Genomic DNA, 21,989 nt, shown 5'->3' on the forward strand with positions numbered 1-21,989 from the left:
CGGCTGAATACTTAGCCGCTAAATTTTATGTCGCAGCAAAGATAATCTAGGCTGCACCGCTCTTCGAGCACACCAGGATAACCCAATTTATCAAGGTGATAATTTTGCAAACATCTCTAATCGTTAGAAACCTAGGTCGCCAAGATTACGCGACTACGTTTCAAGCTATGCATACTTTTACTAATGAACGTTCATCAGAAACGACCGATGAAGTATGGCTAGTTGAACACAATCCTGTTTTTACTCAAGGACAGGCAGGCAAAGAAGAACATCTGCTCAACACAGGTGATATTCCTGTAGTTCAAAGTGACCGAGGTGGACAGGTAACTTACCATGGTCCAGGTCAACAAGTTGCTTATGTGTTAATCGATTTGAGAAGGAAAAAACTCGGTGTTCGTGATTTAGTCACTCACATTGAAAACACAATAATCAACACCCTATCCCGCTTTGGAATTACGGCAGTTTCGCGCCCTGATGCACCAGGAGTGTATGTGAACGGAAATAAAATCTGTTCACTTGGACTTCGCATTCGCCGCGGATGTTCATTCCATGGGCTGGCACTCAATATTAATATGGATCTCGCTCCATTTTTGCGAATTAACCCATGTGGTTATGCGGGTATGAATATGACTCAAACCGCGCAATTAAATGGTCCAACGACACTTACGGAAATACAGCCAGTACTCGTTGAAGAATTAACTAAACTACTCGACTACCAAAATATCGAGTGGCAGACGGAAAGCAAAGAATAATGAGCAAACCAATTAAAATAGAGCAAGGCGTCAAATACCGCGATGCCGACAAAATGGCGTTAATCCCAGTACGCAACGTTGCAGAAGAAGCACCAAAAGAAGTGTTACGTAAGCCAGAATGGATGAAAATCAAACTTCCATCTGATAGCCAGCGAATCCAAGATATTAAAGCGGCTATGCGTAAAAACAAACTCCACTCTGTGTGTGAAGAAGCCTCTTGCCCTAACCTTGCAGAGTGCTTTAACCACGGTACTGCAACCTTTATGATCTTAGGTGCTATCTGTACCCGCCGTTGCCCATTTTGTGATGTAGCCCATGGCCGCCCACTGCCTCCTAGTGCTGAAGAGCCAAGTCATCTAGCACAAACTATTGCGGATATGAATCTTCGCTATGTTGTAGTGACATCGGTTGACCGTGATGACCTTCGTGATGGCGGAGCAAAACACTTTGCCGATTGTACTCGTGAAATCCGAGCGAAAAGCCCTAACATTCGCATCGAAACTCTAGTACCCGATTTCCGTGGCCGTATGGATCGCGCCCTAGAAGAGTTGCAAGACAATCCACCGGATGTGTTTAACCACAACTTAGAAACGGCTCCGCGCCTATACCGCAAAGTGCGCCCAGGTGCGAACTATCAGTGGTCGCTTGATCTGTTGAAAAAATTCAAAGAGCAACATCCTGAGATCCCAACTAAATCGGGACTAATGATGGGCCTTGGTGAAACCAAAGAAGAGATTGTTGAGGTACTTAAAGACCTTCGCGCTCATGGTGTAACTATGCTAACTCTAGGTCAGTATCTTGCTCCTAGCCGTCACCATCTGCCTGTTGAACGTTATGTTCCACCAGAAGAGTTTGATGAACTAAAACAAATTGCCCTTGATTTAGGCTTTACTCACGCAGCATGTGGTCCATTTGTTCGTTCGTCTTACCATGCCGATCTTCAGGCTCAAGGTGTTGAAGTTAAGTAATCCTTAGCAAAACACAATTGACGAGATATAAAAAAACCGCTGTGTCACTGACAGCGGTTTTTTATTATCTCAATAGCGCTTATTAGTTTGAGTGAGCTAATTGCGCAGCAAGAACAGGTGCTAATGATTGTAACGCTTGAGCTGTTACTGGCTTACCGTCATCATCATTCACGCTGATAGAAGTACGATTACCTAGATCACCTACCTGAATCTTGTAAGTGTCATTATCCAAGTTGATTGGCTGCACACCGAGTTTTTCCCAATAATCATCATCTGGTGCACTGTACTTAACGGTCATAGTGCCTTGTGATTCGTTTTTATCTTCCACACTAAAGCCTAGTTGCTCTAATACTGTTGGAAGTCGATCCCAGAATAGATTGTATGGCGCACGAGCGATAATTACAGGAAGACCTGCGTTATCGGTACTCATTGTAATTGGTACGTGTTTTAGCATTTCCTGTGCACGTGCAGCAGCTTCATCGCGTAGCTGTTGATCGTATGCTACAGACACAATGTTCGCTACCGTAATACTTGAACGAGCTTGAATTGCTGGAGTAATCGCAACATCTTTACCGTCTTGTTGCATTGCCGCTAGCTTAACTCGGAAACTGTTTTCAGCTGGTGAACGAACAATATCAAAACGGCTACTGATCTTGGCATCTTTTTCTTCATCGGTCCAAGATACCCAATCGGTCTTGATTTCGTTGGTTGTATCAGACAATAGCTTCACATCACGCTTGGTGATCATCTGCTTTGTTACATTCCACAAACGATTCATTTCCGCAGAACTTGGTAACAACATAGTTACCCCTTCCTGATCGTGGAAACTACGAGCACCAGGGATCAGATTCAAAATTTCAGCTGGCGGACGAATATCCACTTGCGAGCCGATCTCACCAGAAAATGACTGAGTTGGGATAGCATAAACATTAGTGTCAAACGCTCTTGCCCCTTCAGGCTGGGTCCAACTTTCTAACGGTTGTGTGTCCAAGTAATTAAAGTCGTTATTTGCCTGACGGCGACGATCTGCGCTTGAACACGCAGTCAAAGTGGTAACAATAACAGCTGCGATTGCTAGCTTATAATTATGATTCATTTATGCTCCTGCGCTCCTACGCTTTAGCAGTTTACAGCAAGTTGGCATCCTTAAGAGCCTGTTTCACAACAGGTTGCGCTGTTGCACTTAATTCGGTTAACGGTAGACGAAGTGTACCATTATTAATCATTCCAAGCTGCAATGCTGCCCACTTAACTGGAATTGGGTTAGCTTCTACAAACAACTTTTCATGAAGAGGCATTAACTGTTGGTTGATGTGCTGAGCTTGCTCAAAATCACCATCTAGAGCAAATTGGTACATTGCAGCCATTTCTTTCGCTGCAATATTGGTTGTCACAGAAATCACTCCATGACCGCCTTCAGCCATAAACTCAATACCAGTCGCATCATCGCCGCTTAGTTGGATAAAGTCCGGGCCACAAAGTTCCCGAGTTTTCTTCACTCGCGCTAAATCAGCGGTTGCATCTTTAATGCCGATAATATTATCTAACTTAGCTAAACGTGCAACGGTTTCAGGTAATAGGTCAACTCCGGTACGGCCCGGTACATTATAAAGAATTTGCGGAATCTCTGTTGCTTCAGCAATCGCTTTATAATGCAGATACAAACCTTCTTGAGTTGGCTTATTATAATATGGTGTCACGCTTAGGCACGCAGCAACGCCTGTACCAGCGAACAGTTTCACCATAGTAACAGCTTCATGAGTTGCATTAGCGCCAGAACCTGCAATAACAGGGATTCGACCATTGGCAAACTCGATAGTTTTTAATACAACTTTAATGTGCTCATCAACGGTTAATGTTGCTGACTCACCTGTTGTACCGACAGCTACAATGGCGGTAGTGCCTGCTGCAATATGATATTCAACCAATGACCTTAAATTGTCATAGTCAACTTCACCTGCCGCATCTAATGGCGTAATAAGCGCTACTATGCTTCCTGAAAACATGACTATTTATCCCCTTTGACTGATACCCAAACCATTCTCAGTTTGAACTTGTGTTTATAAAAATACTTTGGGTATATCCCATCCATGGTACTTTTGCCTGTAGATAAACTCAAGCATACAAGGAGGTTAACGATTTGATGAACCATGTTTATCGAAATTACACCACTTTTTGGCTTATTCTTTAATCACATCACAAATTTTAAGCTCATTCTCTTAGCTCTTGATAAGATGCTAAATACCTCTTTCTCATCGGCTTGTCTGTGCTACCATGACAAAATAAGTCAATAACATATGTGTATTAGTATGGAACATTACCTTGTTATCACTGCCGTGGGTACCGACAGACCGGGAATCACAAATGAAGTGACCCAGCTCGTAACTCAATGCGGCTGCAATATTGTCGATAGCCGAATTGCTTTATTTGGTTCCGAATTTACGCTTATCATGCTGTTATCTGGCAACAACAATGCAATAACTCGGGTCGAATCAACTTTACCGCTTAAAGGCCAAGAGCACGATTTGATCACGGTCATGAAGCGAACTAATAAGCACAAGCCCCGCTTTTTCCCTTATACCGCCGATTTCTATATTGAAGCCCGCGATACTCCGGGGCTCATTGAGCACTTTACCAAGTTTATGGCTTCTCGCCAGCTTGATATCTCATCATTGAGTGCTCATACCCAAGAAAATCAAGATCCTAGTTGCGATTTTGATACGCTCATTCTACAAATTAACTCGAATCTGCCAGAGAGCTGTAACACCGAGTTTCTTGAGCAAGAATTTCAAGCGCTATGCCACCAACTAGAGGTGATCGGTTCCATTAATATTACCGAGCACCAACAAATTCATAGCGATAATTAAAAAGTCAAAGAAAGGAAGTTTTCCACCATGCAAACATTAACCGCAGGTACTCCAGCGCCGCAATTTAGTTTACCTAATCAAGATAATGAGATGGTGAGCTTAAGTGACTTTAAAGGCAAAAAAGTCTTAGCTTATTTTTACCCAAAAGCGATGACTCCGGGCTGTACGGTGCAAGCTTGTGGACTGCGTGATAGCAAGAGTGAACTGGATGCTCATAATGTTGTGGTTCTTGGTATCAGCATCGATCCCGTTAAGCGCCTACCTAAGTTTATTGAACGAGACCAGCTAAACTTTACCCTGCTTTCTGATGAAGACCATGCAGTTGCCGATCAGTTTGGTGTCTGGGGTGAGAAGAAGTTCATGGGCAAAATATACGATGGTCTACACCGCATCAGCTTCTTAATTAATGAAGATGGCGTGATTGAGCATGTGTTTAATAAATTTAAAACCAAAGATCACCATGAAGTGGTTTTGAATTACCTAAACAATAAATAACCGGCCTTGAAGAATTAACTCTTCAACTTGGGGCAGGCATAATTGGTTACATTCGAGTCTCAGATAAAATCGAAGAACATGTGTCTGCCACCAAACCAAAACAGAGTAAACAAAAGTTATCTTTCCTTATTCCCCGCCCAACAAAGCATCATTTTAATTTCCGGTTAATATATTCTTTGAAGTGCTTTTAGAGTCGCAACTTGGTGATCAATATACAACTATTCACCTACTCTCTTTACAAGATATTTTTAGTTATTCGGAAAATTACTTATCAGTATCGGCTGATATCCCACCTCATGAGGGCGGTCAGATTAATTGGAATAGGTTTTTTGTTTAATTACAATTGTGGCTAACAAGAAAATTCAGGTGATGCCTACGGTGCACCTGATTTAAGCATTAGGGAACAAGTATGTCGAATGTGATTGTGCTAGAAACTGAGTCAAAACAAATGATTGGTTTCTTACTATTTGCTTCAAATAAGCCTATTTTTACCAATTTAGGATGGGAAGGTGATTGCATATTTACTGGTGTACCAAAAGATCCAATCGTGTTTGATAATGCACTGTGCGAATACTTACAAGACAACAAGAACATCGAATTCAGTGCAAAGATTACCAGCACTGACGAAGGTTACTCTTTAACAATTAATAAATTACTCTCTGCTGAGTTATCGAAAAGCTTAGAGGGCATTTGGTTGCCAATTGATAAAAAAATGAAAGGTTGTTGTTTTGTTCCCAGCGAATAACCCCCTAACAAGAGAATAAATGAAGACGTTTACTCGTGGCGCATTTTTTCAAGGAAATGCTGTGATTCAGGCGTTTAAATCAGTTTGGGCTAGTAAACGCCTATTATTCAAATATTATGTGCTTGGATGCTTAAAAAAGGCGTAGTGATTACGTTTTGATGAAGTTGCTGCAAAAATAGGAACAAAAGCCCCAAACATTTCACGCTTAGAATCTGGACGCTCAAACCCTAGTCTAAAAACATTAATCAGTTATGCTCGAGCATGTGGGTTTAAACTCAATCTTGGTTTTAAACATGTCTAATAAACTTACCTTCAAAAGGTAAAACGAGCGACATGACACAATCACCACACAAAAAAACCGAGGGATCTCATCAATCCTCTCGGTTCTTTGTTCGCTATTGATCACCTACAAGCGTAATCAAATATTGAAAATCACGACTTAGCGGAAGAGTCAGAACTTATAGGTTCAAGATCAGGCAATGCGCCCCACACAGCTTTCACCAATGTTGCTAATGGAATGGCAAAGAACACACCCCAGAAGCCCCACAAGCCACCGAACACAAGTACTGCTACAATAATTGCAACAGGATGTAGATTCACCGCTTCTGAGAACAAAATCGGCACTAATACGTTACCATCTAGAGCTTGAATGATGCCGTAAGCGACCAGCAACCACCAAAACTCTGGTGTTAGTCCCCACTGAAATAACGCCACCATCGCCACAGGTACGGTAACTGCTGCTGCACCAATGTAAGGGATCAGAACCGATAAGCCCACCAGCACACCCAGTAATACCGCATACTGCAAACCAAGCAGAACAAAAGTGATATAACTAACAATACCAACAATAAAGATTTCGGTTACTTTACCACGAATATAGTTTGAGATTTGCTCATTCATCTCAACGCCCACTTTACTGGCAAGACGACGGTTTTTAGGTAACAGGCCACGCAGCATATTGAGCATTTCATCTTTATCTTTTAATAAGAAGAACACCAACAGCGGCACTAAAATTAGGTACACCCCTAACGTTGCCAAACTCACTAAAGAAGAAAGAGAACCTTTAACTACGCTTTCACCCAAGCCGAGCACTTTACCTTTTAGGGTATCCATAAACATACCAACCTGGTGCGGCTGCACAAATTCAGGATAGCGTTCAGGCAAGCTTGAAATATAGTTTTGGAAACCGTTAAACATATTCGGTACATCTGCCAGTAAGTTACTGACCTGATGCCAAATAGTTGGAACCAAACCGAAGATTGCCATTACCATAAGGCCAGCAAACAGAACGAGCACCACAGCCACGGCAATGGTTCTTGGCATACCCAAACGGTTTAAGCGCATTACCGGCCATTCAAGCAGATAGGCAAGCACAATCGCAACCAGTAAAGGCGCAATTAAATGGCCGAAAAAGTAGATAGTTAAAAAACCACCTAGAAGAATCATCACCAGACTGACAGCATGTGGGTCTGAGAATCGGCGCTTATACCAGCGATTAAGCATGTCGAACATAGTTAGGAGTTGTCCTTTGAAACTTGAATAATGAGCTTATCTTGAGTGTCCGTTATTATCGTCACTACAACTTGTTGTTCCGTTAAGAAGCGCAGGATATCGCGCCTTGAACCAGAATCAGCAATAGAAAGTTGTAAAGATTGATGAATGCCTAAGGTATGGAGAGCACGTTTAGCAAGTAAAAGTGCCATAGGACAAGAAGTTGTCGTCAGATCTAACTCTTCCATTTGCATACTGACAATTAAGATTCATCGGGTTATTGTATACTTAAATGGCTGCAATAAGCGAGATGTAAGCCAAATCGCAGCTTAACAAAAGCGTGTTTTTGCGGGTAAGCTCGGAAACCTGTTCTGTATTTTGTTGTCTTAATTTTAATTAATAATAAAAATCAACAAAATCAATACACTATTATTTTTAAGGCGGTTTATAGGGATCATGTTTCGATTAAAGAAAGCTCCAGTGTACACCCTGATCACCAGCTTACTATTAGGCTCTGTACCCAATATTGCGCTGGCAAGTAACAGCATCATGCTGCCAGACATGGGGACAACTGCCGCCTCAACCTTAACCATAGATAAAGAACTTGAGTATGGCGATGCGTATATGCGGATGCTGCGCTCAAGTAAGCCTATTATTAACGATCCGGTATTAACTGAATATGTGCAGGATCTCGGTCATAAGTTAGTGGCCAATGCCAGCGATGTGCGCACCCCATTTACTTTCTTTTTAATTCGCGACAAAGAAATTAACGCCTTTGCTTTTTTTGGTGGTCACGTAGCCATTCATTCTGGCCTATTTCTTTATGCGCAAAACGAAAGTGAATTGGCCTCGGTTCTGGCACACGAAATTGCTCACGTTACGCAGCGTCACTTAGCCCGTAGTATGGAAGAGCAAGCCAAACGCTCTCCTGCTACGATGGCGGCGTTAGTCGGTTCATTAATGTTAGCCATAGCCTCACCAGAAGCAGGTATTGCGGCAATGCAGGCAACCACAGCGGCATCAATGCAGGGGCAGATTAACTATACCCGTAGTAACGAAAAAGAAGCGGATCGAATCGGAATTGCTACGCTGGCAAAAGCAGGATTTGATCCTAAAGCCATGCCACGATTTTTCGAGCGACTAGCCGATCAATATCGCTATGTCAGTAAGCCACCACAAATGCTACTGACTCACCCATTACCAGAGTCACGTATTACCGATAGTCGTCAACGCGCCAGCCAATATCCTACGGTTCGTCTGCCACCATCAGAAAACTATCTATTGGCTCGATCACGCATTGTCGCCCGCTACGCTAATTTTAGTGAAAATGCAGCACTTGCTTGGTTTGCTCATCAATTGAAAAAATTCCCCACTCAACGAAAAGAGCTCAATTATGGTAAAGCGCTCGTCTATATTGATAACGGCAAATACAAAGAAGCAAACGGATTGCTCACCCCACTGCTTGCCGCAGAGCCTAATAATCCGTTTTATATTGATGCCATGACAGACCTTGACCTGTATCAGCAGAAGTTTACCCCTGCGATTCAACGTCTAAAAACAGCCATTGAGCAAAATCCAGATAGCACAGTGCTGCGCTTAAATTATATTAATGTGTTGCAAGAACAAGGCAAATATCAGCAGACCATTCCGCTGTTAGTTCGCTATACCTATGACCAACCTGACGATATTAACGGTTGGAGTATGCTAGCCAAAGCCTTTGCCAAAACACGTCAGCGTCCAAGCGAACTTGCAGCCTTAGCCGAAATTTATGCTCTGCGAGCGCAGTGGGATAAAGCCATTACGAACTATATGCAGGCCAGCCAATTGGCTCCGCTCAACTCTATGGATCAAGCGCGCTTTGATGCCAGAATTGACCAATTGCGCCGTGCCAAAATGACATTTGATAATTTAAAAAACTAAGGAAATGTATGTCAGTTACTATTTATCATAATCCTCGTTGTTCTAAGAGCCGCCAAACTTTAGCATTACTGGAAGAACAAGGCGTAACCCCAGATGTTGTCAAATACCTTGAAACACCACCGAGCGTTGATGCCTTAAAAGCTCTATTTACTCAACTGGGTTTTGCTCAGGTTCGCGATATGATGCGCACCAAAGAAGATATCTACAAAGAACTCAATCTGGGTGATGCAAGTGTTACCGATGAGCAATTGTTTGAAGCAATGCATAGTCATCCGAAACTGATTGAACGTCCAATTGTGGTGAACAACAACCAAGCGGCAATGGGCCGTCCACCCGAGAACGTATTGAGCGTACTATAGATGCTAAAAATTCTGATCTTGTATTACAGCCAACACGGTAACACACGTCAGTTGGCACGACATATCGCCCGCGGCGTTGAACAGATTGCAGAGTGCGAAGCTGTTTTACGCACTGTTCCGACGTTAGAAAATGGTCAACTGCAACAACAGAGCACTACCGACCCTTTTGTCTGTAAACAAGATCTAGAGCAGTGTGCAGGGTTAGCCTTAGGCAGCCCTGTCCACTTTGGTAATATGGCAGCGCCACTGAAATGGTTTATCGACTCCACCAGCAGCCAATGGTTAGCTGGCACCTTAATTGATAAGCCAGCCTGTGTTTTTACCTCATCCAGCTCTCTTCACGGAGGGCAAGAAACCACACTGCAATCTATGATGTTACCGCTGTTTCATCACGGAATGATGGTATTAGGATTACCTTATAGTGAGCCCGCCCTGCATCATACACAAGCAGGTGGCACGCCTTATGGTTGCTCTCATGTTAATCATGGGGTTCGTCAATTGGATTCTAGCGAAATAGCACTAGCACAAGCGATGGGAAAACGTCTGGCTCAAACAGCGAAAAAACTGGCTTCATAATTACTGTTATTTTGATCAACCAGCAACAAGGAGTGTTTGATGGTTAATCTTACTGATTCAAGTCGCCGTTGGTACTACCTTGCCTTTAGTACCCATTTGGGATTGCTTCTTTGGGTGATCATTTGGCAATTCTGGCTCTCACCTCATCCTCATTTCAATGCCATCACTATGACTTTGCTTTGGGCCGCTCCACTATTACTACCGATAAAAGGTATGCTAAAAGCTCAACCTTATACCTTTGCTTGGGCCAATTTCATTTTGATGCTCTATTTTCTTCATGCTCTCATTTTACTGACATTAGCAGGAGAGCAAATTTTTGCGGCTGTTGAATTAGGATTATGCTTAGGGGCTTTTGTCGCCAATATTGTCTTTGCCCGCATCCGTGGTCGAGAGTTGAAAACCCACTTACCGCGCCTATCTCAAGTTGAGAAAGAAGAACAAGAGCGCTTTTCAAATCACTCAAAGTACTAACGGTCTGTACGAACAAATAGAAATATAGAAATCGTTGATACAAAAATGGCTTGCGATATCACAAGCCATTTTAATATTTGAACTCTATTTACTGTAAAAATCCTTTATTACAGTTGATATAACTAGTTCCAAATAAAGGTATTTTCAGGCGCTATCTGTAAAGTCGATGCAGTTTGAGTCGCCGTTACATCTACCTGATTAGGATCGGTTGCAGTATCTACCAGAGTAGGTGCTTGAGTATTAGCTTGATAAGCTTGCACGTGACGATTATTCATCAGCTCACGGCGAAATGCATCTTCAGAGCCCAATAGATTCACATCAAAGATAACCTCATCACCCTTTAGTTGCACAACATTAGCAGAACCTACCGTGGTCATTTGCTCAAGCAGACGCTCTAAACTGAAGAAATCGTCGCTGCTGCGAATATTATGTACCGCAATATCAAAATCGCCCGCCGCTTTGGTACCTGACTGTACAGCGTATTTCTGAGCTAAAGCATCGGCAACTTGGTTGATCATTTTATTAGCTGCCCCGCTATCACTACCGATAGCCGTACCAGCTAAAGGCGCAGAAGTATTTGCTGCAAGATTATTGATATTTTGTGTAAATAGCTGCCATTTCAGTGCAATTTGACCATTATCAGCGGCTTGTTCTTGCACTAATAAAATCGCATCAGGGTGATAACGTTGACTGGCTTTGGTTATTGGATCAGCAAATCCACCCCAAAGATCCGATGCGCTAATAGCAGTCACATCGTCAAAATCGCCAATCGGTAGAGTCAACGGAAGACCGCGTTCTTTCGCCATTTGACGCATATCGGTAAGTGCCGTATTCGAGCTTTGATCCCAAACAATTTGACGATCTTGGTGCGCATCATCAACCATCCAAACCAACACATTTGGACGCTGATTCCAGATAGGAGCACGAGCACTACTTAATAACTTTTGAATATCACTCTGACTAAAAGCCAGATTTAACACTCGTTGCCCTTGCTGTTGAGCGTAACCGTACTGGCTAATATAGCTGTCAGGCTTTGCCATTGCTTTTTTGATATAGCTATTTTTTGCAATATCACGCTGGCCCGATACCTTAATCAAAACCTGCTCTAACCCCTGCTGGCGTGCTTGAGTATCGGCTTGCTGATCATTACTTGGCAATACTACCTGTGCGTTATACAGATCAGTTACTGTTGCAGCTTTTAGCGGAAGTGCGATTACCGCAAGCAACAGAAATAAAATTCGCAACATATATTTTTCACTTCTTATAATGATAGACAGCGCTAACGCCATCCTAACCTTTTATCACTGGCGCTAATCATACCAATAGCGTCGCTTGGTGTAATCGGACAAATAAAAATAAATCATACAAGTTAAACAAAGGTTGAATTTCATCCCATTACTATATCTATTTAATTGCATACAATTTACAAAACAACTTTCGTGCCAGTATCCAAATTTTTTTACTTTTCACCCTAGGTAATCGATTGCATCTGTGATAGCATTCCGCGATTTTTATTTTTGATAGGTGGAAAACGACATGTTGCAGGTCTTACAAGGCGCACAGATGCTATTCGTCGCATTCGGTGCATTGGTTCTTGTCCCTCTTTTAACCGGACTCGATCCTAACGTTGCCCTCTTTGGTGCTGGTGTAGGCACCCTCCTTTTCCAACTTATTACTAAACGTTCTGTTCCTATCTTCCTCGCTTCTTCCTTCGCTTTTATTGCTCCTATTCTTTACGGTATTCAAACTTGGGGTGTTCCTAGTACCCTTGGCGGTTTAATGACTGCAGGTGTGGTTTACGTCATTCTTGGTGGAATCATCAAAGTACGAGGCGTAGGTTTTATTCATAAACTATTACCGCCTGTCGTTGTTGGGCCAGTCATTATGGTGATCGGTCTAGGTCTTGCCCCTTCTGCTGTCAATATGGCAATTGGTAAAACAGGTGATGGTGCAGCTCAACTAATTAACCACGATACCGCTCTTTGGATCTCCGCTATTTCCCTTCTTGTCACAATCACTTTAAGCGTATTTGCCAAAGGCATGCTGAAGCTAGTACCAATTATGGGCGGCATCGTTGCCGGCTATGTAACCAGCCTTTTCTTCGGGGTCGTTGATTTTGCTCCAGTTCGTGAAGCCAGTTGGTTAGCACTTCCTAACTTCACCTTCCCAGAATTTAACATCAATGCGGTGCTATTTATGATTCCGGTTGCGATTGCTCCGGCGGTTGAGCACGTTGGCGATATGTTGGCTATTTCGAATGTGACCGGAAAAGATTATCTGAAAAAACCGGGCCTACACCGTACTATGGCGGGTGATGGTGTTGCGACAATCTTTGCATCTATGTTTGGTGCACCGCCAAATACCACTTATTCAGAAGTAACAGGTGCGGTAATGCTAACTCGCGCATTTAACCCTGTAATCATGACTTGGGCTGCAGTAACTGCGTTAGTTTTAGCTTTTGTGGGCAAACTTGGCGCTATCTTACAAACTATTCCTGTCCCTGTAATGGGTGGCATCATGATCTTACTGTTTGGCTCAATTGCCACAGTTGGTCTCAATACTCTGATCAAAAACCAAGTGGATCTGCACAAAGCACGTAACCTTGTTATTGTGGCGGTAACTTTGGTATTTGGTATCGGTGGTATGGCATTTGGTATTGGCGAGTTTAGCCTACAAGGTGTTAGCCTATGTGGTATCGTTGCGATTTTGCTAAACCTTGTACTGCCACACGATTTAGGTGAAAACCACGTGGTAGATAATGCTCAGATGGAAGAAGCAGCTATCGAGCCAGAACACAAATAATTGAGTCATCACTCGGCTATTTATAGTTATAGCAACTTATAGCAGCGCGTTATATAAAAACGGCAACCATTTGGCTGCCGTTTTTGTTATCTATCGTCTGTTATTAATTACTGTTCTGCTTTTTTACGAGTAAACAGTTTGGTAATTAAAACAAAGAATAACGGCACGAAGAAAATAGCCAGCACAGTGGCCGAAATCATACCACCCATTACCGATGTACCAATCGCATGACGTGAATTAGCACCTGCACCAGAACTCATAACCAGAGGTAATACCCCTAAAATAAAGGCAAGAGAGGTCATAATAATCGGACGTAGACGCATACGACACGCTTCGACCGTTGCCTCAATTAGCCCCATTCCTTTCTCATGCAGTTCTTTAGCAAACTCCACAATCAAGATGGCATTTTTCGCCGACAAACCAATTGTGGTTAACAAACCAACTTGGAAATAGACGTCGTTTTCAAGTCCTCTAAACATAGTGGCAGCAAGTGCACCAAGCACACCTAGCGGAACAACTAAAATAACCGCAATCGGCACTGACCAGCTCTCATATAACGCGGCAAGACAGAGGAATACAACCAGCATTGATAGTGCATACAACATTGGCGCTTGAGAACCAGCTAAACGTTCTTGGTAAGACATACCCGTCCAACTCACAGTGATACCTTCTGGTAACTTAGAGGCGATTTGTTCAATTGCCGCCATCGCTTCACCTGTACTGTAACCAGGTGCTGCTTCACCTAAGATCTCAAATGCTGAGTTACCGTTATAGCGGGCAAGCTGAGGAGAACCAAAGCCCCAATGCGACTGGCTAAAGGCACTAAATGGCACCATTTCACCTTTATTATTTCGCACATACCAATCACTGATGTCTTTTGGTGACATGCGATAGGGAGCATCAGCCTGAACATACACTTTCTTAATACGACCACGATCAATAAAGTCATTGACGTAACTTGAACCCCAAGCAATCGACAATGTTTTATTAATATCATTAATATCAATACCTAGTGCTTTGGCTTTTTCATAGTCTAAATCGATAAAAAATTGCGAGTTATCTTCAAGACCATTTGGACGCACTTTTTGTAACGCAGGATTTTGATTAGCCATACCAAGTAACTGATTACGGGCTTGTAACAGCTTCTCATGACCAAGGCCGGCGCGATCTTCTAAGAAAAAGTCAAAACCAGAAGCCTGACCCAGTTCTCGAATAGCGGGTGGGTTAACGGCAAAGATCATCGCATCTTGATTGTCTTTAAAATGGATCATTGCACGTTTAATAATGGAATTTACATCGGTTCCGGGCGCTGTTCGCTCAGACCAATCTTTTAGCCCAACAAACGCCATACCCGCATTTTGCGCCTGACCAACAAAACTAAAACCAGATACAGTAAATACAGACTCTACAGTTGATTTTTCTTCTGTTTCGAAATAATGCGTCACCTCATCCATAACCTTTTGCGAACGCTCTAAAGAAGCGCCAGGTGGTAACTGCACCATTACCATAAAGTTACCCTGATCTTCATTAGGTAAAAATGAACTTGGAATAGATTTAAACATCCAGCCAATCACAGGTAACAAAAGCAAGTAGACAATGACAAAGCGGCCTGAGCGTTTTAGGATCCCGGCAACAGAACCTTGATAACCATCGGCTGTACGATCAAAGATACGGTTAAACCAACCAAAGAAACCTTTTTTCTCTCCATGATCCGCATCTCCAGCTTTTAGCATCGTCGCACACAGAGCTGGAGTTAAAATCATCGCAACAATAACAGACAGCACCATGGCTGCTACGATGGTTAACGAGAACTGACGATAAATCGCACCTGTTGAACCTGTCATAAAGGCCATAGGTACAAATACCGCCGAAAGAACCATAGCAACACCCACTAGTGCGCCACTGATCTGTCCCATGGATTTCTTGGTCGCTTCAACGGGTGATAAGCCCTCTTCACTCATCACACGTTCAACGTTTTCTACCACAACGATGGCATCATCCACCAGCAAACCAATGGCCAACACCAAACCAAACATAGTTAGGGTATTAATGGTGAAGCCACAAGCGGCCATAACACCAAAAGTACCTAACAACACAACAGGTACTGCGATGGTTGGAATTAAGGTAGCTCGGATATTCTGTAGGAACAGGTACATAACTAAGAATACCAAAACAATAGCTTCAAACAGGGTTGAAACCACTTCTTCAATCGACAGCTTCACAAATGGATTGGTGTCCATTGCCTTATACATTTTAAGGCCCTGTGGGAAGTTAGCCGAAAGTTCTTCCAATTTCGCATCAACCGCTTTTTGGGTATCGAGCGCATTGGCACCTGTTGCTAATTTAATACCGATACCAGAGGCTGGTTTTCCATCAAAGCGGGTAATAAAGTCCGAACTTTCACCGCCAAGTTCAACACGAGCGACATCTTTAATGCGAATTTGAGAACCATCTTTGTTTACTCGCAATAAGATGTCTTTAAATTGCTGAACGCTTTCAAGACGGTTACGAGCGGTGATCGTTGCATTGATCATCTGCCCTTTTACCGCTGGCGCACCACCAATTTGGCCCACAGTTACCTGCGTATTTTGCTGTTTAATTGCGTTTACAATATCGATAGGTGTTAAGTTATAACTGTTCAGTTTGGCAGGATCGAGCCATATACGCATCGCATATTGAGTACCGAACACCATTACATCACCAACGCCTGCAACACGGCTTATAGGATCTTTCACTCGTGAACTTACATAGTCCATGATGTCTTGACCTGTCATGCTGTTATCGGTCGACACAAAGGCCGTCACCGACATAAAGCTTGAAGTACTCTTACGCACACTGATACCCAACTGTTGTACCTCTGTTGGTAACTGGCTAGTTGCGCGTTGTAAGTTATTTTGTACTTGTACTTGAGCAATATCAGGATCGGTTCCAGCTTCAAAGGTTAGAGTGATTGATGCATTACCCGATGAATCACTGGTTGAAGACATGTACATTAAGTTATCAAGGCCTGTCATGTTCTGCTCAATAACCTGAGTCACACTGTCTTCTACAGTTTTTGCTGATGCACCTTGATAAGTCGCACTAATTTGGATTGCTGGTGGAGCAATGGTTGGATACTGGGCAACAGGCAATGTTAAGATCGCCATCGTACCTGCCAACATAATAATAATCGCGATCACCCAAGCAAAAATTGGGCGTCCGATAAAAAATCTGGACATACTATTCCTACTGGGATTAACCGTGATTTACTTTAGCTTGAGAAGGTGCGGATGTTTGAGTCGTAGCCGCTTGGGTATCATCTGCCGTAATAGCCACTTTCATACCCGGTTTAATACGCATTAGGCCACGCGAGATCACTTGATCACCAGCATTTAGACCGCTAAGTACTAACCAATCACTTTTGATCGACTGACCCACATTAATGGCTCGACGCTCTACTTGGTTTTGTGGATTAACAACATAAACAAAGGCTTTACCCTGCTGATCACGTTCGACACTTTGTTGTGGAACCAACAGGCTTGTTTGTGCCATAGGCTGAGGAAGTTGAGTACGAACAAACATACCCGGCAATAATTCATTATCTGGATTTGGCACAATGGCGCGCAGGGTTACGCTGCCTGTTGATTCATCAACAGTAACACCAGAAAATGCCAATTTACCTTTATGGCCATAGACTGAACCATCTTCTAACTTCACAGTGACGGGTAATTTACCGTTATCATCAAGTTTATTGGCCATGCCTCGCTTGAGTTTGATCATTTGCGTTGACGATTGCGTCATATCAACGTAAATAGGATCTAACTGCTGAATTGTAGTTAAGTAATTAGCTTGATTTGCAGTAACCAATGCCCCTTCTGTGACTTCAGATAAGCCGATACGACCAGAAATAGGAGCCTTTACTTTAGTATAAGAAAGCTGGATTTTTGCGTTATCTAAATTTGCTTGAGCAACACCAACCTGAGCCTTTGCTTGCTGCCACTTTGAATAAGCGGTATCAAAATCTTGTTGACTGATCAGTTTACGTTTCACCAAGTCTGCATAGCGTTGCTCAGTTTTATAAGCACTAGAAGCATCAGCTTTCGCTTTATTCACTTCAGCAACGGCACTATTAACAGCGGCTTTGTACGTAGCAGGATCAATTTGATATAGCACATCGCCTTCTTTTACATCACTACCTTCGGTAAAAAAGCGATGCAAAATAATGCCTGAAACCTGAGGACGAACTTCTGCAATCTTATATGCAGAGGTACGACCCGGCAGTGCCGATGATAACTGGATTGACTGTGGCTCCATGGTTACCACACTCACTTTTGGTGCATTTCCCGCCATGGCTGCTTGCGGATTAGCGCCTGTATTTGATTCATTACACCCTGTTAGCGCCAAAGCAACGCACAAGGACACACAACGCAACGAGATATTGGGTTTGCGCATAAAGACTTTCACCATTTTAAACTGTTTTGTGATCTATTTATGATTATTCCCGCACCTTATACTATATAAGCCAAACCAATACTTAACAGTGTTAACAAAAAATGATGCATACAGACATATACCCATTAGGTAAAATGATTTAAAAACATAAACCATTAAATACAATAATGAATGATGAGAAGAAAATTGAGTTAGTCAAAGAGCTGGCTCGACTAATGATGATGACTCGTTCACAAATTCAGCAGCAGATGAAACGTCATGATCTTCCTTGTAATGTTGAATCTGTTCGAACGCTTGATGAGCTACTCAACCATCCGGGGATTAATAGCCATCAACTTTGTCAATTAACAGGATTTGATAAAGCGCACATAGCAAGAAAAGTAACTGAATTTGAACAGAAGCAGCTGGTATATCGCCAAAAAGATCCTAAAGATAAACGGATAACCCAACTTTATCTGACGGCGGAAGGAATGGATGTTGCGCGCTGTTGTATTACGTTGAGAAACCAGACTGTTTTAGAGTTAATGGCAGGTATTCAACCTAATGCGTTAGAAAGCTTAAATATTTTTCTTGAAAGTTTTAAAGCAGAAAATCAAAAGTGAAACCAAGAAAAAAGCCGAACCTCAATAGGCTCGGCTTCGAAAATTAAATCGGTAGTAATAACTTATTTAGTACCAAAGATCTTATCGCCTGCGTCACCAAGACCAGGAACAATATAACCTTTGTCGTTTAACTTCTCATCAATCGCTGCTGTGTATAGCTCGATATCTGGGTGTGCTTTTTCAAGCGCAGCAATACCTTCAGGGGCTGCAACAAGAACAAGAACTTTAAACTGTTTACAGCCGTGCTCTTTTAGTAGATCTAGTGTTGCGATCATTGAGCCACCCGTTGCTAACATTGGGTCAACAACCAGAGCAATACGCTCATCAATATTTGAAGCCAGCTTGTTAAAGTATGGTACAGGCTCTAGAGTCTCTTCATCACGGTAGATACCAACAACGCTGATACGTGCACTTGGCATATGCTCAAGTACACCATCCATCATGCCTAGACCAGCACGTAGAATTGGCACTACAGTTACTTTTTTACCTTTGATCTGATCAATTTCAACTTGACCATTCCAACCTTCAATAGTAACCTTTTCCGTTTCGAAGTCTGAAGTCGCTTCATAAGTCAGCAAGCTACCTACTTCCGTTGCTAGTTCACGGAAACGCTTAGTGCTGATATCGCCTTCGCGCATAAGACCAATCTTATGTTTAACCAGTGGGTGTTTAACCTCAACGACTTTCATGCCTGACTCCTAAGCAAACTCTGTATAAAAAAATCGCGACATTGTATACCAATTTATCACTAGACTGGTAGCCCGATTTAATCGTTTGCTTAACTTTTGCACAACTAAAAAAATTGACGCAAACGTTTTCCTTTACGCCACATCTGCTGTTATCATACCGCCAGATTTTTTCTTTAATACGTTGAGGGACCTTCCTGTGAGCGACAAAAACTCTTCTCTTAGTTACAAAGATGCTGGTGTTGATATCGATGCAGGCAATGCATTAGTGGATCGTATTAAAGGCGTAGTTAAGCGCACCCACCGTTCGGAAGTGATGGGAAATATAGGTGGTTTTGGTGCTCTGTGTGCCCTACCAACTAAATATAAAGAGCCTGTTTTGGTATCAGGCACCGATGGGGTTGGCACAAAACTTCGTCTCGCAATGGATCTAAAACAACATGACACCATTGGTATCGATCTAGTGGCAATGTGTGTAAACGATCTGATTGTTCAAGGTGCTGAGCCACTCTTTTTCTTAGATTACTACGCAACAGGTAAATTAGATGTTGATACGGCAGCAAGTGTTGTAACAGGCATCGGTGAAGGTTGTTTGCAATCTGGTTGTGCTCTTATCGGTGGAGAAACGGCAGAAATGCCAGGCATGTATCATGGTGAAGACTATGATGTCGCTGGTTTTTGTGTTGGTGTAGTCGAGAAAGCTCACATCATTGATGGTACAAAAGTTGCCGCGGGTGATGCGCTAATTGCAGTAGGTTCTAGTGGCCCTCATTCTAATGGTTATTCATTAATTCGTAAGATTATTGAAGTATCACAAGCCGATCTTAACCAAGAGCTACATGGTCGCACTTTGGCTGAGCACCTACTTACTCCAACAAAAATCTATGTTAAATCAGTCCTTAACCTGATGGAAAAGTGCGATATCCATGCGATTTCTCATATTACAGGCGGTGGCTTCTGGGAAAATATTCCACGAGTACTACCTGACAATACGAAAGCGGTCGTTGATGGCAGCAGTTGGCAATGGCCGGCAATCTTTAATTGGCTACAAGAAGCTGGTAATGTTGATACTTACGAAATGTATCGTACCTTTAACTGCGGCGTAGGTTTAGTCATTGCTCTTCCACAACAACAAGCACAACAAGCGATTGATATCTTAAATGCACAAGGTGAAAACGCTTGGCTATTGGGCCATATCGATCAGGCCACTGATGGTGAAGAGCAGGTGGAGATTCGCTAAGCCATGAAAAATATTGTGGTCTTGATTTCAGGTAATGGCAGTAATTTACAAGCGATTATGGACAGTTGCGCCAATGGCACGATTAAAAATGCTCGTGTTGCAGCCGTAATTGCCAATAAAGCCGATGCCTATGGTTTAACACGCGCCCAGCAAGCAAATATTGATGCTATCACTTTGTTGGCTTCAGATTTTGCCGATCGCCAAGCTTATGAGCAAGCATTGGCAAAGACCATCGATGGTTATCACCCTGATGTAGTGGTGCTCGCAGGATTTATGCGAATATTAGATTCTGCGTTTGTTCACCATTATCAAGGCCGCATATTTAACATCCACCCTTCACTCTTACCCAAATATCCTGGGCTTAATACCCACCAGCGAGCTCTGGAAGCCGGTGATAGTGAACATGGCACTACAGTTCATTTTGTGACCCCGGAGCTTGATGGAGGCCCTGTTGTATTGCAAGCCAAGGTCCCCATTTTTCCACAAGATAGTATTGCGGAAATTGAACAGCGAGTTCAACAGCAAGAATATGCTATCTATCCATTGGTTATTAATTGGTTTTTAAGCCAACGGTTAGTAATGGATGAAGCGGGAAAAGCGCTATTAGATGGGCACAACTTACCTCTAAACGGCTATGCCAGTGATGACTGATGTAAACATAACTGTCATCAAAGATAAGCATCAAGAGCAAGCCTAAAAAGTGGCGTAAAGAACCAATAATATAAATAAAAACGGCTGAGTTTGTGCTCAGCCGTTTTTCATTCTTTCGATTTTGCCATTAAGCTTGGGCTTGATAAACAACTTCACCAAAATAGAAGACGTTAAACTCACCTGGTTGCATTTTATGCCACTGCTCATTATTGGTTAGAGGCTGAGTAGCAATCACGGTTACCACATCATTTGGCGTAGTCTCTTGCTGAAAATCAATCGTAACATCTTCATCAATTAATGATGCACAACCAAATGGTGCCCTACGGGTAATGCTATGTAAGTTGTTAGTACAAAAAGTAAGTACATACTCACCATCACTCAACAACATATTATAAACGCCTAATTGGCGTAGTCGCTCACAGCATTGATGAATAAACGCAAACGCCTCCGCCATATCCTGAGGTGGTTTAGGATATTTAGCTTCAACTTGATTAAGCAACCAACAAAATGCAATCTCACTGTCGGTATCGCCTACCGCCTGAAAGCGCCCCGTATCTAAAGCATCATATCCTGTTAATTGACCATTATGAGCAAAAGTCCAATAACGCCCCCATAACTCGCGGGTAAAGGGGTGGGTATTTTCAAGATTGACGCCACCACGGTTCGCTTGACGAATATGGCTGATCACAGCACAGCTTTTTATCGGATATTCTTGCACTAATTCGGCAATACGAGACTGACAACTTGGGTTTGGATCTTTAAAGGTACGGAAACCCTTCCCTTCATAAAATGTAATACCCCAACCATCCCGATGTGGGCCAGTATTACCACCACGCTGCATTAACCCAGTAAAACTAAAACAAATATCCGTTGGAACATTGGCACTCATGCCAAGCAATTCACACATAATAAGCGATACCTACAACTTACTTT

Annotated in this window: 22 protein-coding genes and 1 pseudogene; 14 read left to right on the plus strand and 9 right to left on the minus strand. The window is 42.7% G+C overall.

Annotated features, from left to right (window positions below):
- Positions 1-104: 104 nt before the first annotated feature.
- Together lipB and lipA are read left to right on the plus strand one after the other, a co-directional pair.
- On the plus strand, positions 105-752 hold the full coding sequence (lipB, locus tag WAX86_RS11530) for a lipoyl(octanoyl) transferase LipB (RefSeq protein ID WP_086367374.1): 648 nt from the start codon (positions 105-107) through the stop codon (positions 750-752).
- Positions 752-1,720 (plus strand): lipoyl synthase, encoded by a 969-nt coding sequence (lipA, locus tag WAX86_RS11535; protein ID WP_036763347.1) that lies wholly within the window; start codon positions 752-754, stop codon positions 1,718-1,720. The genes lipB and lipA overlap by 1 nt, the downstream gene beginning before the upstream one ends.
- Positions 1,721-1,802: 82 nt before the next feature.
- On the opposite strand, the gene bamC is transcribed toward lipA, so the two are convergent.
- On the minus strand, positions 1,803-2,816 hold the full coding sequence (bamC, locus tag WAX86_RS11540) for an outer membrane protein assembly factor BamC (protein ID WP_005298028.1): 1,014 nt from the start codon (positions 2,814-2,816) through the stop codon (positions 1,803-1,805).
- A 31-nt stretch (positions 2,817-2,847) separates the two neighbouring features.
- Positions 2,848-3,726, minus strand: a complete 879-nt coding sequence (gene dapA, locus WAX86_RS11545) for a 4-hydroxy-tetrahydrodipicolinate synthase (protein ID WP_044174750.1) — start codon at positions 3,724-3,726, stop codon at positions 2,848-2,850.
- 303 nt (positions 3,727-4,029) lie between these two features.
- Between dapA and WAX86_RS11550 the strand changes: the two genes are divergently transcribed.
- The 4 genes and pseudogenes from WAX86_RS11550 to WAX86_RS11565 form a co-directional block, all read left to right on the plus strand.
- Complete coding sequence (locus WAX86_RS11550) at positions 4,030-4,587, plus strand: ACT domain-containing protein (RefSeq protein ID WP_065171574.1); 558 nt, start codon at positions 4,030-4,032, stop codon at positions 4,585-4,587.
- A 27-nt stretch (positions 4,588-4,614) separates the two neighbouring features.
- The gene (gene bcp / locus WAX86_RS11555; RefSeq protein WP_284647993.1) at positions 4,615-5,082 is read left to right on the plus strand and encodes a thioredoxin-dependent thiol peroxidase; all 468 of its coding nucleotides are present in this window, start codon (positions 4,615-4,617) and stop codon (positions 5,080-5,082) included.
- Between the two features lie 409 nt (positions 5,083-5,491).
- Positions 5,492-5,827 carry a hypothetical protein gene (locus tag WAX86_RS11560; protein WP_341488833.1) on the plus strand — a complete coding sequence of 112 codons (336 nt, stop codon included), beginning with the start codon at positions 5,492-5,494 and terminating at the stop codon, positions 5,825-5,827.
- A gap of 160 nt (positions 5,828-5,987) precedes the next feature.
- Positions 5,988-6,128, plus strand: a pseudogene (locus WAX86_RS11565) (helix-turn-helix domain-containing protein); the annotation flags it as partial.
- Between the two features lie 131 nt (positions 6,129-6,259).
- On the opposite strand, the gene WAX86_RS11570 reads toward WAX86_RS11565, so the two are convergent.
- Positions 6,260-7,339: an AI-2E family transporter gene (locus WAX86_RS11570; RefSeq protein WP_341488834.1), complete on the minus strand. Its 1,080-nt coding sequence runs from the start codon at positions 7,337-7,339 to the stop codon at positions 6,260-6,262.
- A 2-nt stretch (positions 7,340-7,341) separates the two neighbouring features.
- Positions 7,342-7,566, minus strand: coding sequence for a sulfurtransferase TusA family protein (locus WAX86_RS11575; RefSeq protein WP_157132356.1), 225 nt, complete (start codon positions 7,564-7,566; stop codon positions 7,342-7,344).
- A 208-nt stretch (positions 7,567-7,774) separates the two neighbouring features.
- Between WAX86_RS11575 and WAX86_RS11580 the strand changes: the two genes are divergently transcribed.
- Genes WAX86_RS11580 through WAX86_RS11595 form a run of 4 tightly spaced genes read left to right on the plus strand, consistent with a single transcriptional unit; the run spans position 7,775 to position 10,644 of the window.
- Positions 7,775-9,238 carry a M48 family metallopeptidase gene (locus WAX86_RS11580; protein ID WP_341488835.1) on the plus strand — a complete coding sequence of 488 codons (1,464 nt, stop codon included), beginning with the start codon at positions 7,775-7,777 and terminating at the stop codon, positions 9,236-9,238.
- Between the two features lie 8 nt (positions 9,239-9,246).
- Positions 9,247-9,597, plus strand: coding sequence for an arsenate reductase (glutaredoxin) (gene arsC / locus WAX86_RS11585; protein ID WP_044174739.1), 351 nt, complete (start codon positions 9,247-9,249; stop codon positions 9,595-9,597).
- Positions 9,598-10,173, plus strand: a complete 576-nt coding sequence (gene wrbA / locus WAX86_RS11590; RefSeq protein ID WP_068946190.1) for an NAD(P)H:quinone oxidoreductase — start codon at positions 9,598-9,600, stop codon at positions 10,171-10,173.
- A gap of 39 nt (positions 10,174-10,212) precedes the next feature.
- Entirely contained in the window at positions 10,213-10,644 is a 432-nt protein-coding gene (locus tag WAX86_RS11595; RefSeq protein WP_341488836.1) for a DUF2069 domain-containing protein, read from the plus strand.
- Between the two features lie 122 nt (positions 10,645-10,766).
- Here WAX86_RS11595 and WAX86_RS11600 read toward each other — a convergent pair whose 3' ends face one another.
- The gene (locus WAX86_RS11600; protein ID WP_341488837.1) at positions 10,767-11,891 is read right to left on the minus strand and encodes a DUF2066 domain-containing protein; all 1,125 of its coding nucleotides are present in this window, start codon (positions 11,889-11,891) and stop codon (positions 10,767-10,769) included.
- A gap of 289 nt (positions 11,892-12,180) precedes the next feature.
- Here WAX86_RS11600 and WAX86_RS11605 point away from each other — a divergent pair, with 289 nt between their 5' ends.
- Complete coding sequence (locus WAX86_RS11605; RefSeq protein ID WP_044174729.1) at positions 12,181-13,446, plus strand: uracil-xanthine permease family protein; 1,266 nt, start codon at positions 12,181-12,183, stop codon at positions 13,444-13,446.
- Positions 13,447-13,553: 107 nt separating this feature from the next.
- Here WAX86_RS11605 and WAX86_RS11610 read toward each other — a convergent pair whose 3' ends face one another.
- Together WAX86_RS11610 and WAX86_RS11615 are read right to left on the minus strand one after the other, a co-directional pair.
- Complete coding sequence (locus WAX86_RS11610; RefSeq protein WP_065171562.1) at positions 13,554-16,664, minus strand: efflux RND transporter permease subunit; 3,111 nt, start codon at positions 16,662-16,664, stop codon at positions 13,554-13,556.
- 16 nt (positions 16,665-16,680) lie between these two features.
- Positions 16,681-17,877, minus strand: coding sequence for an efflux RND transporter periplasmic adaptor subunit (locus WAX86_RS11615; RefSeq protein ID WP_065171561.1), 1,197 nt, complete (start codon positions 17,875-17,877; stop codon positions 16,681-16,683).
- Positions 17,878-18,044: 167 nt separating this feature from the next.
- On the opposite strand from WAX86_RS11615, the gene WAX86_RS11620 reads away from it, so the two are divergent.
- Positions 18,045-18,479 carry a MarR family winged helix-turn-helix transcriptional regulator gene (locus WAX86_RS11620; RefSeq protein ID WP_065171560.1) on the plus strand — a complete coding sequence of 145 codons (435 nt, stop codon included), beginning with the start codon at positions 18,045-18,047 and terminating at the stop codon, positions 18,477-18,479.
- 62 nt (positions 18,480-18,541) lie between these two features.
- Here WAX86_RS11620 and upp read toward each other — a convergent pair whose 3' ends face one another.
- A complete protein-coding gene (gene upp, locus WAX86_RS11625) occupies positions 18,542-19,168 on the minus strand; it encodes a uracil phosphoribosyltransferase (RefSeq protein ID WP_005298011.1) in 627 nt (208 codons plus the stop codon).
- Between the two features lie 196 nt (positions 19,169-19,364).
- Here upp and purM point away from each other — a divergent pair, with 196 nt between their 5' ends.
- Entirely contained in the window at positions 19,365-20,405 is a 1,041-nt protein-coding gene (gene purM, locus WAX86_RS11630) for a phosphoribosylformylglycinamidine cyclo-ligase (RefSeq protein WP_341488838.1), read from the plus strand.
- 3 nt (positions 20,406-20,408) lie between these two features.
- A complete protein-coding gene (purN, locus tag WAX86_RS11635) occupies positions 20,409-21,056 on the plus strand; it encodes a phosphoribosylglycinamide formyltransferase (protein ID WP_341488839.1) in 648 nt (215 codons plus the stop codon).
- Positions 21,057-21,183: 127 nt separating this feature from the next.
- On the opposite strand, the gene WAX86_RS11640 is transcribed toward purN, so the two are convergent.
- The gene (locus tag WAX86_RS11640) at positions 21,184-21,963 is read right to left on the minus strand and encodes a class II glutamine amidotransferase (protein WP_005298005.1); all 780 of its coding nucleotides are present in this window, start codon (positions 21,961-21,963) and stop codon (positions 21,184-21,186) included.
- Positions 21,964-21,989: the final 26 nt, after the last annotated feature.

The organism is Photobacterium damselae subsp. damselae (assembly GCF_038086725.1).
Classification (GTDB): Bacteria; Pseudomonadota; Gammaproteobacteria; order Enterobacterales; family Vibrionaceae; genus Photobacterium; species Photobacterium damselae.